The following is a 16180-nucleotide window of genomic DNA, read 5'->3' on the forward strand; positions in this document are numbered from 1 at the left end:
GTATAACTTTTAGGAATCTATTCTAACGATCTTTATCAGCTGCATATCGTATATCATTAATGAATTTAAGGATAGGTTTATAATTCTTTCCGACAAGACCTATCTTTTCGACAAATAACTCTATAATCAGCAGAACTGTCGCAATAAGGAGAATAGCTCCCCATACCTTCGCCTGTGAGAAGATGACGGCAACCAATCCGAAGAATGTTGCCATTGCATAGATAACGATAACCGTTTGTCTATGTGTAAAACCGATATTAAGCAGACAATGATGCAGGTGGGATTTATCAGGTGCGGATAAAGGCTGCTTGTTAATAAGCCTGCGAATGATGGCAAAAAATGTATCTGAAATCGGCACACCTAAGATAATCACTGGAATGACGAAAGAAATCAATGTAACGTTCTTAAAGCCAAGTAAGGACATAACAGCGATAATATAGCCGAGGAATAATGCACCTGTATCACCCATAAAGATTTTTGCCGGATAAAAATTAAAGAACAAAAAACCTAATGTACTTGCAAGCACAATCGACGAAATTGCAATAACATAGCCGTTGCCCATAATCATCGCCATCCCTGTGATAGTGAACAAGGCGATGGAGGAAACACCTGCAGCTAGTCCATCCAAACCATCAATTAAATTAATCGCATTCGTAATTCCAACAATCCAAAGGATAGTAATTGGTATATCGAGCAAACCAAACTCAATTTGGCCTCCGAACGGCAGGTTGATAAATTCAACCTGCACACCGCCCCACACAACAACAACTACCGCTGCCAATGTTTGTGTTAGAAATTTAATCTTGGCAGACAGATTATAAATATCATCTAATATTCCTGTGATGATAATGATAGTGCTCCCGATTAAAACTGGAAAATGATAGTCCTTATTCGGATTAATGATTAAAGCTCCGATAATAAAGCTGATATATATGGCTAAACCGCCCATTCGGGGCATAATTTTTTGATGAACTTTACGTTGTTCTGGTTTATCAACTGCTCCTAATTTAAATGCCAGCTTTTTCACTAAAGGAGTAAGTATGATGGATCCAAAAAAACATGTGACAAGCATTATATAAATCATAAGATCCTCCCCGATGCCCAGATAAGAATCTTTTATGGCATCCGTCTTTTCCCTGTATATAACACAACAATCATTATAGCATATTCTCTTTTAACTTAAACTTAAATTTTTCGTCCATTTTACAATAATAATACAATATTTAAATATTTTTTGGTACTTTAATTTACTTATCTATAGTATAGACGAACTTTCCAAAAAAAAGTTTCAAACAATATTTTTTAAATTACTTTTTTCTTATGATTGTCCTTTTTGAAGTATATATGTAAATTATCGTAAATAGTTACATTTGGATGCTGGGAAATTTTCATATATCGTTTTACTACAACTACTAAAAAAGACATAAATTATAAACTTAGAATTACCGCCTTCTTAACATATACAAACAAACATGAGTTATTTAAGTTACAAAACTGATTAAAAAAGAAGGCTATGTTAATGGTTAGGGTTGACTTTTCGTGAGGTGTTTTTTGTTTGTGAAATGTTACAAGTAAACTAATGTGGCAGGTTTTTCGAATAATAAAATACAAAATTATACATATTTAGAATCTTTTTTAGCAATTAAACGTATAAAATAAAAACACTGAATATGGGGTGATGGAATGATGAAATTGATGTTTATGCATGCAACAATAAGCATTCCTATTTGTTTATATTTTGAAAAGGGAGCTACAGGTATTTTACTTTCGTTATTCTTTATCCTTCTTGCAGCATTTTTTAGCAAACCAAGATTTAATAAAAAGGGGCATTGAACAATGACTGATTTTGAGTATGTTATAATGTAATTAAAAGGAAATAAAGGTGGTTATATTTATGTTAACAGCAATAGTAGTAACTGTTTCAATTTTATCTTTAGCTTGGATTGTCGGCAAGAATCAAAAATTAAATAAAAATTGAGTGTTTAATAAGCCACATAGTATTGGCAACAATATCTAGGAAGAGTTTATCCAAGTAGGATTAACTCTTTTTTGTTTAAGTTGCTTATAGAGGCAGAAATAGCTGACCTATAAATACTAATAGGGGTATAAATCTAAGGAGGATTAATACGTTTTTGTTTTTGCTTCAGCACTAACGTGGTAGCATTCCTGTAATAAATGAACTGATTGTAAACTAATGTACTTAAACAATAGGGGCCATTTGTATTTTAAATCAACCTTTACCTTTATCATAGCCAAAAAGAAAAAGGGGGGATTAGTCTGTATGATACAGACTAATCCCCCCTTAAATAGTTATAAAAAACATTAAAGATAACACTTATTCCTTAATGATATCAATCCATTGTTTTTCAAAGTTTTTATAACTGAAACGTTCTTTCACTTCCAATGATTTTCCTGCAAGAATGTTCCGATGTTCCTGGTCTTTAAAGATCTTAATAATCCTTTGTGCAAGCTTACGCTGTTTGCCTCGAGGTACTACATACCCATCGATTCCATCCCGGATAATGTCTTTTGGTCCATACTTACAATCGTATGAGACAACAGGTGTTCCAGCGGCCATACTTTCTGTAATAATCATCCCAAAACCTTCATAATCTGAAGTAAGAATAGAGCATGCTGCCTTCTTATATGTAAGGGTTGGATTAGAAGTAAATGCCTTCAATTTAACATTTTCCTTCAGACCAAGTGATTCAATTAAGCCTTCTAATTTAGTTTTTTGTGGTCCGAAACCATATATATGCAATTTTGCATCTGGAATTTTTCTGACAACATACTTGAATGATTTAATTGCTTCATCCAATCTTTTTTGTGTTTCAAATCTTGCTAAACAAACCGCCAAATGGGGGTCGTATGTAACCTGGCTTTCTTCCTCTTTTGCTTCAGGTACAGCATGAGGAATTACACGATAAGACGGCAAATCACCGTATGCAGCACTAACATCACTTTTTTGATCATGAGTAAGGAATACTACACGATCAAATTTTGCTATGCCTTTAAAGAAAGTAGCCCATGTTTTTTTAATTTCTGCTTTATTGTTATAAGGCATTGCAAAGTGATTATTATGAAGAACAGCGACCTTTTTTATGCCTTTTGTCTTCAAATCTAATACTAATCCATCTGAGAACCGTGAATCAGAAAACACTACAGGGTTAGTTATTGTTAAAAGCTTATCATCCACCCACTTAGTGTACAATTTATACAGACTGCTGTATTCTTTATATTGTTCTCCGTAAAGAAGGGTTCTGCCTTCTTTTTTAGTTTTCTCATCCATCCACACGGATACATAAGATTCTCCATTTCTTGCAAAATAACTTTTAAGTCTCGGAATGTTTGAATTTAAATCCATAAACTGGGAACAAACTAAAAAACCTTCTTTGTCATACTCATCTCTTTGTGTCCTGTTTCGAGCTTCATTCATATAATCAACAAAAAGCAGCTTGCCGTCACTATCAAACCTCTTATACTTTACGTATTTGCCATTTTTATAATAGCGATATGACGGTAGTTCTTGATCCTTATCAATAAACTCATAAAATCCTTCTTCTTTTACTTCACTGGATTCAGGACCAACCTTTAATTCTCCTTCTACATTAGAAGTAGCATCATCAAAAAAGTTTAGAACCTTTACACGTTGGTCCAGCTTACCAGAATTATATAATTCCTCGATAATTTCTTTATAATCAGCCTGAAATGCCAAGGTTAAGAAAATAACTTCTTCAAAATGCTTAATGAGTGTATTTGCTCTTGTCAATACTGCCTTAGTTAGTCCCCCTCTAACTACGTTCAACGATTTAAATACGAATACAGGTGTTTGTTTATTCATAATAACCTTCTCCAATTCACAAATATTTTATCTTTTAGAATGTAAAAGAATAAGTTAATTGTGGTTCTAATATTTTGTCTAAAAAACAAATCTACTTAAGCATATTCCAGATTGCCCTGGTCTTTAAAGCCCTGTTCCCGAAATGCCTTTTTTTGTTCTGGAGTCATTTTTTTATATTCGGCTAAGAATTCCTCATAAGCAGGAATTACTTCCTTAATATCACCCATCATTCTAAGCTGCCCATTTTCAAGCCATACACCTTTCTGGCAAAACTGTTTCATTTGACCAATTGAGTGGCTGACAAAAAACATCGTTTTTCCTCGTTGTTTAAATTCATCCATTTTAGCCAGACATTTTTCGGCGAATGCTTTATCTCCAACTGATAAAGCTTCATCTATAATTAAAACATCTGGGTTCGTATTTACTGAGATTCCAAATCCTAATCTCGATTTCATCCCACTAGAATATGATTTTACAGGTTGATCGATAAACTTTCCAAGTTCAGCAAACTCGATAATTTCAGGTTCTAATTCCTTAATTTCTTGCTTAGTAAAGCCCAACATTAAGCACTTTAATTCAATGTTTTCCCTGCCAGTCAGCTGATTGTTTAAACCTGCTGCTACCGCTATTAATGAGGCTTGGCCATCTATGATTACTTCTCCAGATGTTTCAGGAACAATACCTGCTATTATATTTGATAAAGTGGATTTGCCAGAGCCATTAACCCCAACAAATCCGATGACATCCCCATGGTCAGCCTCAAAACTAACATTTCTTAGTGCATAAAAAGGCTCACCGTAATTTTTGGGAAGGAACATATCCATCAGTTTTTCTTTATTGCTGCTGTATAGTTTATATCTTTTGCTTAAGTTTTTTACTACAACAGATTTATTCATGTAATCACACCCATTATAAGAAATCTATAAAATGCTTGCGGAACCTTACATGCAAATAGGACCCAAGTAACAGCAGGATTATTAAAACTACCCAAAAATAAAATGTTAGCCCAGCATGTTCGACAAGGAACCACCCTTCACCTAAAAGGGAATAACGGAATCCTTCTATTAGATAATAAAAAGGATTAAGCTTCATGATAAAATTAAAAGTCTCTCCAAAGTTCCTTAACGGCCATAAAATTGGTGTAATGAAAAGCAGCACTCTCATCAATGATTGAATCAACATTTGAAAATCTCTTACAATAGTTGATATTGTAGATGTAACTAATGATAACGCAAATAAAAATAGAATTGTTGCCACCAAAAAGTAAGGAATTTGAAGATAGTAGATACTAATTGGTATCCCCATAAATTGAAATAATATGATTGTTACAAGCATAAGCATTAACTGCGGTAAAAGCTTGGATAATATGACGTATGATGGAATCACACTTAACGGAAAATTCATCCGGGATACCATCCTCAATCTAGAATATATTGATTTGGAACCATGCGTAATTGACGGATATATGAAAAACCATATTGTTATTCCGGCAAGCATCCATGGAAAGAAATCATATTTTCCCCCTCCCGGAATCTGTACTTGGTCCCTTTCCTGAACAAAACCGAAAAGGAACCAATAAATAGAAATTTGGATTGCAGGGTTTAACAGCTCCCACAGGCTTCCTAAGTAGTTATTATAGTTAGCGCTTTTCAGTTCATATGCAGCCAACCTAGTAATTAGATGGAAATTATCATATTGCTCTTTTAACACTTTAAACATCGAAACCATATTACCTAACCCTTCTCTCATACGCCGTAAATTGGAACTGACTGGGCTTATCTAGTGCCACTAGCAGTACAAACTACTTGAGGAACACTTCTTCAACCACTCTCTTAGAAGCATCGCCATCCTCCAAATAACAAAACGTGTTGTAAAACTCTTCAAATTTTTCGTTAAGAGGTTCTTTTTCCGCTAATTTAATATAGTGAATCACTTCATCGGTAGTTTTAGCCAGCGGACCAGGCGCTTTTTTCTCAAAGTCAAAATAAAATCCTCTCAGCTTGTCCCGATATGTTTCAATATCGTATACGTAAAAAATCATCGGTCTTTTTAAGTTTCCGTAATCAAAGAAAACGGAAGAATAATCAGTTATCAATAAATCAGAAATAAGGTACAATTCCCTAATATCCTCATAGTTTGAGAAATCATATGCAAAACCTACATATGGCGTAAGGTCGAAATTCTCTGCCACTAAATAGTGCATCCTTAACACGACAATATAATCATCCCCAAGTTCTTCTCTTAATTGGTCTAGATCCAGTTCTAAGTCGAATTTATATTTTCCTTTTCCATAGAACTGATCATCTCTCCATGTCGGTGCATACAGGACGATTTTTTTATCAAGCGGTAAAGCGAATCTCTCTTTTAAAGCAAGTATATTTTCTTCTCTGTTATCATTAATTAAAGCATCATTACGAGGATATCCTGATTCAATCATCTTGCGGTCAAATTCAAATGCTCTGGCGAAAATTTCACTGGAATAAGCATTTGGTGAAACAAGATAATCCCAGTTGCTAGATTCCTTAAGAAAGTTTCTTTTATACTTTTCTTTATTAGTGCCAGGCATATGAACTTCTTCCATATCTGCAGCAAGTCGTTTAAGTGGTGTGCCGTGCCATGTTTGCAAGTAGGTTGTATTTTTAGGCTTTGGAATCCAGAGCGGCAAACGGCTGTTACTTACCCAATATTGAGATCGAGACATTCGAAACAGCCATTTAACAGAGAATCTTGGCACTATATTCAATCCACGATCTTCAAAGTTCTGTATAAATCTTTTATCAACACTCCAGTACAGCTTGAATTCTGGATGATTTTGTTTTAAGTATTCGTATATAGCCCTTGGACTGTCACTATACTGCTTACCTAAGAAGCTTTCAAAAATAACAGTTTTTTTCTGAGCCGGCAGCATGCCTAGTAAAGCAAATGCTAATTTAAAGAGTTTCTTTGCTTTGCTGCTTCTTTTTATGCGCACCAGGTTTCCCTTTACTTTTGCTTTAAACTCTTGTTTAGCATTATAGTCAGCTACTTTTACAGACAGAAAATTCTTTTTTGCAGTAGATTTCAACAATACCCGTTTCTTTCCATATATTGACGCAAGTTTGGTTCTCTGTCTTTTATATTTAGGATTAAAGGTCACAAACTTGAGTCGAGGACTTAAGACCTTAACCTTTTCCCCATTTTCCTCAAAAGTAAGCTCTAAGTAAAATCGGTAATAAATAGCTTCCACATTAGTTAAATACTGGTTTAAATCTATTTCCCCTTCGAAACCTATTGTTTCGTAATTATGTGTGCTTCCACCATACATTTCTTGCAAATCATTTCTATGTTTATTTGCAAGCGGAACGGTGTACAACTCATCATTGACATTATTTGTGATAATCAACCTTTTTTCGATAGGCTCAGTCCGAATATTTTGCGCAGGCATAAACCCATAACCGCTAATATGTACAAGACTGCCACTTGTCAAATGTGCTTCTTCTATATTGGCAATTATCCGTTTTACAACTGTTTTAAAAGAAACATTTCCCTTATTAGTTGTATAGGCATAAAACATTGTCCCAATATCATCATATAAAAAGTAGTTAAGCTCTAAGGCTGCTTTATTGCTTTTTATTCGATATTTTTTTTCAGATAGGGTCTCTTCATCCTCTACTAGCAAATACAGGTCCCATGTTCCTTCTTCACTTATTACCTGCTTGTTCTCTGTTAAGCTAATAGTCGACTCATAAATTCCAGTTTCTTCATTTATCTCAACAGTATGTACAGCACTTGCTGTCAGAACTTCTGAGCCTCTTTTTATAAGACCCAGCCTAAACTGTTTTTCCTCTAACAATTCATGATTAAAACAAAACTTTATATATAGTTTATCGTTATCAATAACAACCTTGTTTGCCTGCTTATGGACAAATCCCGATTCACTCATTCAATGATACTCCTCTCAAACATTCAGTACATAATAACGGTACTTTACAATCTATCAAACATTATATAGGTTACGTGTTTGGATTTCAAACTTAATTAAAATACTAGAGGTAATTCGTATTTAGAACTCGTCCTTTACAACAAGGTTAGAGTTTTAGCATATTTACAAACTTCCTTATGATTAAAAAGTGAAAATCCAGCACAATAAACTTTGAGCTGGATTTTACTAAGTTTTTTATTTGTATCTTGGTATTTCAAGGTACATGCGATAAGAATCAAGCATGTCATATAGGGATTTCATCCTGCTGACCTGTTTGCTTGCCCAACCGATATCTGTAGCGTATTGATGGGTACCAGGTTTGCTAGTGTTCCATCTCATTTTATAAAGAGTATCCTGTTTGTATGTTGAGTTGTTGATATAGTTTTTGCCTATGAACTCTGCTCCTCCGATAATTGCTTTTTCTGGGGTGGTCCAACCTTTCTTATACGCATGTTCAGATCCACTCTTAAGCGCAGATGAGTCATATGCTCCAATTCCATACATATTGTAAACTGTTTTTGGTGTCACTGCTTTTCCGTCAACATTAGATACCTTTACTCCTGTCGCTAGTTTTGATGTACCATTTCCAGTTTCTAATAATGCATGGGATATTAAGTATATCTCATTGACACCATATTTCTTGCCTGCTTCAACAAAGGATTCAGCTTTTCCAGTCAATATTCCTTTACCCTTCAGAATTTTATCATTCACTTCTTTTTCACTTATGCTTGCACTCGTTGACAACAGCAAGAATTGCAGTTTTTGCTTGTCATCTTTTATAAAATTATTTGGATCTAAATAATATTTGACATCTGATGGACCAGCGTTTACCCATGTGTGGTAGGCCAACTTGTACCTTGCTGGCATCTCAGATGTTGCCGCAGCTATCTCGTCATAATATTTATAGAAATCTACCTCATACCAATACTTGCCACTGCTGTCTTTTGCTTTTTTTGAAAGTATAGTGACCTTGTCACCTTTGGAGAATGTCCCAATCACCCAGTCATTGACACTAGTTCCTCCTCGTACATTCGTTTTATTATTAGCAATCAGCCCGTAATTACTATAACTGCTTATATAAGAAAAGTAATCTTCCCTTATGTACGCCTTATATTTTTTGTCTGTTTGTGCCTTTAAACTTACTTGCTTGTTTACTGTATCATTTAAAGAGTAAGGCAAATAATTATACGTCGTGAAGACCGCCTTTGATTTTTTCATCTCGAATTTAATGGAAGCATTTCCTGTATTTTCATAATACTTTAAGACAAAAGTATGATTTCCTTTAGGCAGATAATGGCCTATAACTTCTCTTTTGCCTCCTGAACTGCTTTTCCATGAATCTATCACTTTTTCACCATCAATCTCTAACACAACACCATCATCTGCAGTTACAGTGAAATTATAGTTGGTGTTTTCAGAGATATTAATAGTCTTTTTATAAATGGCTGAGAATTTATCCGTTCCTAATGCTTGATCAGGTGTGCCCTTTTTCCAGTTAAAGTTAATATCTGTAATTTTATTAAGTGAATTTTCCCCGCCGATTATAACTGGTTTTTCCTTGTCGGTAAGGGCAGCAGTAGGATTTTCATTTGCACCAATAATTCTTGGATAATATTCAGCATACCAACCTGAACTATCCACTAAACTCCCATCTTTATATGGAACAAGTGAAAATTGGAACTTAGCCGTGCTTTTGTTATCATAATACCTCACTTCAATCCAATGGATATTTCCGTTTTTAGTATTAGGAATTGAAACCTTAGTTGCCTTTTCTCTATAACTTCCATTTTGCCATTGGTCAATCACTAATTGCCCATCTATATAGACCCTGACACCATCATCTGATAGTCCGCGAATCACATACTCTCCTGCATCCAATCTTTTAGCAGTGATATACCTTGCTGAGAATCCATCTTTATTAACACCTGAGGCGGGAGCATTCTTCCCGAAATCCTGAGTTAATGTCATGCTGTTTGAATTATTAACAGCTTTAGCTGTAACAGGGACACCTGAAAGATTTTTATTATTATAATAGTAGGCAATCCAATTTCCTAATGGCTGTACATCTGCAAATACATAAGCATTGCTGCTGTTATCATAGTAATCTGCCTGAATAATGTGCTGGTTTGCATTTAAGTTTGTGATTAATCCTTTATCATAAGAGCCGCTGGAATTCTTCCAACGATTTATAATTGTATTTCCATCAACCTTTACACGAATACCGTCATCTGCGTATGTTGAAACAAAATAATCCTTATTGCCCGCAATTTTCTTCAAGAAAGAAGCGGAGAATCCGTTTGCCGGAATCCCTGCCATTGGGGCATTTTTCTTCCAAACATTTTGAACGGTACTTGTTGTTCCTTTAACTTTTCCACTGCCAGATACGTTCTTATTTGGATAGAAGATATTCAGCCAGCTGTTTGTCGTTAATGATTGGCTTAATGATTTTATATCAAAGTTCAGTTTTGATTTGCCGCCTTTCTCCAAATACTGAACCTTAATCCAATGTACATCCTTTTCAGATGCATCAGAGACATTATTAAGATCACTAATATTGAATTTAACTGTATCCTTTGAAGAATTGCCGCTTCCCCATCTATCCAATACTAACTTATCATCAATATAAACCCTTATTCCATCATCTGCAATGGAATTAATCATATATTCCCCTGCAGTCAATTTCATTGCAGTGATAAATTGAGCAGAATAATTATTCTTTGGAACACCTGAAATTGGGGCATTATATCCTACATCAAAACTAAATGCACCATTTTGGTTACCTTTAATTATCTGCTTGTTTACCGGATATCCCTTTAAATTATTATTAGCATAATAGTAGCCAATCCACTGGCCGAAAGGCAGCGCATCAGCACTTACAAATGCCTTGCCTGATTTTTCAAGGTAATTAACTTGCAATATATTTTCTGCAGACTGCAGACCAGTAACCACCGCTTTACTTTCCTTCCCTGACGAAGAGGACCAGCGGTTAAACAAGGACTGTCCATTCACTGATGCACTAATGCCATCATCCGCAATTGTGTGTACAAAGTAATTCCCTTTTTCTAAAAGCTTATAGTAGGAAGCTGAGAAGTTATTGCTGTTCGTCTTAGCATTTGGTGCTGCAGTTCCCCAATTATAGAAGATATTGTTTATTTTTGTTGAGCTGCTGTTTCCACCAAATATATTCCCAGTTCCAGTTAAATTAGTACTGTTATAATAAGCACTCAACCAGTTACCTGTTGAAAGCTCTCCCTTAAATGGTTTAATAGAAAAGTCTAAGTAGCTCTTTCCCGTTTTTTCAACATATTCAATTCGGAAACTGTGAACACGTCCTTGAGCACCGTCTGAGATATTGACAAGAATTTTATCTTCTCCTATTTTTGTCTTATTCAAGACTTTCTTGTCATCTATGTAAAGTTCAGCACCATCATCTGAACCCATACTAATAATGTATTGTCCAGCTGGAAGGTCTTTATAGGTAAATAGCTTTATAGAGAAGTTATCTTTCCCAATATTTTTTGCATTAGGCTTGTTAGTGCCATAATTAAAGGACAGGTCTTTACCTCCCGTTGGAGAAAAAATGAATGCATCCTCCGGGCTACCTTTCCGTTCTTTATTATTATAAAAATAGCCAATCCAGGTATTAAAAGGTATCGCATCGGCAAAAAGAACAGCGTTGCCTCCACCTTCATAATACTCTGTTCTAGCAAGATGTGTTCCACTTTGCAAGTTTGTTATTACTTTTGATAGATATTGTCCTGATGATTGATTCCAGTTGTCAATATACAGATTATTATCAAGATACATCCTGATTCCATCATCTGCATAAGCGTGGAGAAAGTAATTTCGATTGTTATTTGATACTGTTATATTTTTTTCAAACTTCGCAGAAAAATCGTTAACCCCTATTCCATTCACTGGGCTGGTCTTTTTCCAATTGAAACGCAGGTTAGCAGTATTGGAAACAATCGGATTACCAGCCATTGTCTTATTATTATAAAAATTTCCCGACCAATCGGTTCCCTCTGCCTCCTTCTGCTCAGGATTTATTAATAATAATCCTAAGACCAAAAACAAAAATAAAGGAAGAAACTTTTTTCTAAAAAATACACTTTCTATCGTCATACACCTCTTTTTATTAGTTTCATATAATTACATTATCTATGATAATTCGACATTTGTTAAGACCTTTAGAGGCGAAACAATAGGTATAATTTCTTATTTTCATAGAATAAATACACTTTTGGTAATTTTTACACTATATAGTTAAAACTTTTTATGGATACCATTAAGCAAAATCAGTTAATAGTTTAAGCCTATAAACAATGAGTGTTACCAGCAAAATTTACAATCTCATATATTTAAAAGGAACCAGCACTGTTATTATAGTGCTGGCATCTTTATCATTTATAGATCGGAACTTCAAAATACATCTCGTAGGAATCAAGCAAATCATATAATGATTTCATTCTGTTTACTTGTTTGCTTGCCCAGCCTACATCTGTAGCATATTGGTGAACTCCTGGATTGTCGGAATTCCATCTCATCTTATAGAGCGTGTCTTGTTTGTATGTGGCATTATTTATATAATTTTTGCCGATAAACTCTGCTCCGCCGACGATTGCTTTTTCCGGCGTTGTCCAGCCTTGTTTGTAAGCATATTCTGATCCGCTCTTAGTCGGTGAATCATCGTATGCTGCGATTCCATACATATTATAAACAGTTTTTGGTGTTACTGCTTTGCCGTCCACGCTCGAAACGGTTACGCCTGTAGCAAGCTCAGAGGTTCCGTTTCCTGTTTCAAGCATAGCATGAGAAATCAAATATATTTCATTGATTCCATACTGCTTGCCAGCATCTATGAAGGAACTCGCCTTTCCGACGAAAATTCCTTTGCCATTCAGAATTTTTTCGTTTACTTCGGTCTCATTTAAGTTCGCACTTTCAGACAGCTTCAGGAATTGAAGCTTTTGCTTTTCATCATTCATAAAGTTCTCTGGATTTAAATAGTATTTAATGTCCACAGGACCTGCGTTGACCCATGTGTGATAGGACAGCCTATATTGTGCAGGCACATCAGATGTGGCTGCAGCAGTTTCATCATAATATTTATAGAAATCTACTTCATACCAGTCCATCCCGGAATCGTCCGCTACCTTTGACAAAATAGTCACTTTATCACCAGTTGTAAATTTGCCGATTACCCAATCAGTCAGGCTTGGACCTCCTCGGACATTCCAGCTGCCGCTTGTAATAAGTCCGTAATTACTATAGCTGCTAATATAGGAGAACGCATCTTCTCTCATATATGCTTTATACTTTTTATCTGTTTGAGCATATTTGCTCGCCTGAATTGTAACCGCATCATCTAATGAATAAGATAAATAGTCATATGCTGTAAATACAGCTTTTGCTTTCTTCATTTCAAACTTCACTGAGGCATTTCCAGTGTTCTCGTAATATTTAAGAACAAATTTATGCTCACCCTTTGCAAGGCTGTAGCCCGAAACTTCCCGCTTGCCAGCACTGCTTTGCCATGAATCTATTACTTTTTCACCATCTATCTCTAAGATGACACCATCATCAGCAAGGATTGTGAAATTATATAAACCGTCTTCTGCAATATAAACATTTTTCCGGTAAACAGCCGAAAACTTATCTGCACTCAAGCCGGATGGTGATCCTGAACCCCAGTCAAAGTAAACATCTGTTACCTTTGCAATTGAATCCTTGCCCCCGACAATGACTGGTTTTACACTGTCTGTCAATGTATAGACAGGAATCTCATCCTCACCGATAATCTTCGGATAATACTCTGCATACCAGCCAGAATCATGAACTAAATTATCTTCTGAGTACGGCACAAAGGATAGCTGGAATTTCGCAGCACTCTTATTGTCGTAATACCGCACTTCAATCCAGTGGATATTGCCGTCCTTCGTATCGGCAATCTTAACTTTTGTAGCCTTCTCACGGTAAGATCCGTTACTCCACTGATCAATGACTAATTGACCATCAACAAAAATCTGAACCCCATCATCAGACAGCCCGCGGATGATATATTCTCCTGCTTCGATTCGTTTTGCTGTCACATACTTTGCTGAGAAGCCATCTGCTTTCACTGTTGATGCAGGTGCATTTGTTCCAAAATCTTGGGTAAGTGCTAAACTGTTGCTGTTATTTACAACCTTTGAATTCACTGGAGCTCCTGCCAATGTCATATTATTATAATAGTACGCAATCCAGTTGCCTAATGGCTGTACATCTGCAAAAGCATAGGCACTGCTGCCATTATCATAGTAATCTGTCTGGATTAGATGATCGCCAGAGCTTAAACCTGTGATCAATCCGTTATTATACACGCCGCCTGAATTTTTCCAGCGGTCGATAATAGCTTGATTGTCTACTTTGACACGAATGCCGTCATCTGCAAACGTTGAAACAAAATAATCCTGATTTCCTGTGATCTTTTTCAGGAAGGATGCAGAAAAACCATCTGCGGGAATTCCAGCAAGTGGCGCACTCTTATTCCATTTATATTGAATAAGCTTGACCGTTTGCTTTGCATTCTTTCCGCCGACAACTATACCATTTCCAGATAGACTCTTTGTTGGATAAAATATATTCAGCCAATCACTTGAAGTAACAGTTTGCTCCAATGGTTTGATATCAAAGCTTAGCTTTGACTTCCCGCTTTTCTCCAAGTATTGAACTTTAATCCAATGAACATCCCTTTTAGCGGCATCTGATGCTTCCAGATCACTAATGCTGATTTTCATTGCATTTTCTGCTGAGCTGCTGCCCCACTTGTCTAACACCAGCTTATCATCTACATAAACACGGATTCCGTCATCTGCCATTGCACGAATAACATAATCTCCTGCTGACAGCTTCATCGCAGTAATGAACTGTGCTGTATAATTGTCAGCTGGAACGCCGGATGCAGGACTTCCAGTGCCAACATCAAAGCTGAAAGCACCATTTCCGTCTCCCTTTATACTTTTCTTGTTCGCAGGCACTCCTTTTAATCCAGTGTTTGCATAATAATAACCAAGCCACTGTCCAAACGGAAGGGCATCTGCACTCACAAAAGCATTGCTTATTTTTTCCAAATAATTAATTTGCAAAACATTATTAGATGATTGCAGATTTGTTATTGCTGCTTTATTCTCTTTACCTGAAGATGAAGTCCAGCGATTGAATAAAGACTGTCCATTGACTGCTGCACTAATGCCATCGTCTGCAATTGTATGAACAAAGTAATTACCTGCATTCAGCAGCATATAATAAGAAGCAGAAAAATTATCTTTACTAGTTTTCGAGTTTGGAGCATTAGTTTTCCAGTTGAAAAACACATTGCTGATTCCTCCATACACATTTCCTGTTCCAGCTGCAGTTGTTCCGTTAAAATAGGCACCTAACCACGAGTTGGCAGTCAACTCTTCCTTAACAGGTTTAATGGAGAAATCTAAATAGCTTTTGCCCGTTTTTTCCACATATTCAATTCTGATTGCATGCGCGCTTCCTTGGGCAGAATCAGCCACATTAATTAGGATTTTTTCTTCTCCCGGACTTTTCTTTTCAAGGATTTTTTTATTATCTATAAAAACTTGGATTTCATCATCAGATTTTGTGCTGATCACATACTGCCCTGCGGCAAGGTTTTTATAGGTGTACAGCTTCATCGAAAAATTATTTGCACCAATATTTTTTGCACCTGGTGCATTATAGCCATAATTAAATGCGAGGTCTGACTCTGAAGATGTGAAATGAAAGGCATCTTCAGGTGCACCTTTTTTAGTTGTATTATTGTAGAAATAGCCGACCCAACTGTCAAAAGGCAGCACATCAGCAAACAGGATAGACTTTCCTCCTGCCTCCACATACTCTGCAGTTACATTATGGGCTCCTGCTGTCATATTTTTCATAGGTGTAGAAAAGGTTTGGCCAGAGGTGCTCCAACCATCTATATATAATTTATTATCCAGATACATCCTGACACCATCATCAGCAAATGCTTGCAGAAAATAATCCTTCTGACTATCTTGGACATTAATGGTCTGTGTAAATGATGCGGAAAAATTATTCGTCCCAACACCAGTCATCGGCTTATCATAGCCCCAGTTCAGATGAAGATTTTGAAACTGTGCAGCTATGCCTTCTCCTGACAGGCTGGAATTATTATAGAAATTCCCTGACCAGGCTGCTTCTGCTGCCTTTTTTTGTTCAGGGCAAATAAACCAAAGACCAACAATAGAAAAAAACAACAAAACATAAGTCTTCTTGCCTAGTAACTTTTCTATAATCATACACCTCATCATTTTAGTAGTTTTATATACTTATATTATCTATGAAAAGAGGGTGTATGTTAATAGTAT

General features: G+C 35.9%; 7 protein-coding genes. All 7 read right to left on the reverse strand.

Annotated elements, in window-relative coordinates; translation table 11 throughout:
- Window positions 1–22 precede the first annotated feature (22 nt).
- Window positions 23–1084, reverse strand: coding sequence for a glycosyltransferase family 4 protein (locus MKX82_RS17585; RefSeq protein ID WP_251644781.1), 1062 nt, complete (start codon window positions 1082–1084; stop codon window positions 23–25).
- Window positions 1085–2335: 1251 nt separating this feature from the next.
- Window positions 2336–3841: a glycosyltransferase gene (locus MKX82_RS17590; protein WP_251644782.1), complete on the reverse strand. Its 1506-nt coding sequence runs from the start codon at window positions 3839–3841 to the stop codon at window positions 2336–2338.
- A gap of 95 nt (window positions 3842–3936) precedes the next feature.
- Complete coding sequence (gene tagH, locus MKX82_RS17595; RefSeq protein WP_251644783.1) at window positions 3937–4737, reverse strand: teichoic acids export ABC transporter ATP-binding subunit TagH; 801 nt, start codon at window positions 4735–4737, stop codon at window positions 3937–3939.
- Window positions 4738–4750: 13 nt separating this feature from the next.
- Entirely contained in the window at window positions 4751–5569 is an 819-nt protein-coding gene (locus tag MKX82_RS17600; RefSeq protein ID WP_251644784.1) for an ABC transporter permease, read from the reverse strand.
- 73 nt (window positions 5570–5642) lie between these two features.
- Complete coding sequence (locus tag MKX82_RS17605; protein ID WP_341078837.1) at window positions 5643–7763, reverse strand: CDP-glycerol glycerophosphotransferase family protein; 2121 nt, start codon at window positions 7761–7763, stop codon at window positions 5643–5645.
- A 234-nt stretch (window positions 7764–7997) separates the two neighbouring features.
- Window positions 7998–11873, reverse strand: a complete 3876-nt coding sequence (locus MKX82_RS17610; protein ID WP_341078838.1) for a PA14 domain-containing protein — start codon at window positions 11871–11873, stop codon at window positions 7998–8000.
- Between the two features lie 332 nt (window positions 11874–12205).
- Entirely contained in the window at window positions 12206–16111 is a 3906-nt protein-coding gene (locus tag MKX82_RS17615; RefSeq protein ID WP_341078839.1) for a PA14 domain-containing protein, read from the reverse strand.
- Window positions 16112–16180 lie beyond the last annotated feature (69 nt).

It is taken from the genome of Niallia sp. FSL R7-0271 (assembly GCF_038005785.1).
In the GTDB taxonomy this organism is placed as follows: domain Bacteria; phylum Bacillota; class Bacilli; order Bacillales; family Cytobacillaceae; genus Niallia.

What these genes read in the sequence shown, in the direction of transcription:
- MKX82_RS17600 (WP_251644784.1), bottom strand. Translation starts at nt 5,569, where the DNA reads ATGGTTTCGATGTTTAAAGTGTTAAAAGAGCAATATGATAATTTCCAT.
- MKX82_RS17590 (WP_251644782.1), bottom strand. Translation starts at nt 3,841, where the DNA reads ATGAATAAACAAACACCTGTATTCGTATTTAAATCGTTGAACGTAGTT.
- MKX82_RS17585 (WP_251644781.1), bottom strand. Translation starts at nt 1,084, where the DNA reads ATGATTTATATAATGCTTGTCACATGTTTTTTTGGATCCATCATACTT.
- MKX82_RS17615 (WP_341078839.1), bottom strand. Translation starts at nt 16,111, where the DNA reads ATGATTATAGAAAAGTTACTAGGCAAGAAGACTTATGTTTTGTTGTTT.
- MKX82_RS17605 (WP_341078837.1), bottom strand. Translation starts at nt 7,763, where the DNA reads ATGAGTGAATCGGGATTTGTCCATAAGCAGGCAAACAAGGTTGTTATT.
- tagH (WP_251644783.1), bottom strand. Translation starts at nt 4,737, where the DNA reads ATGAATAAATCTGTTGTAGTAAAAAACTTAAGCAAAAGATATAAACTA.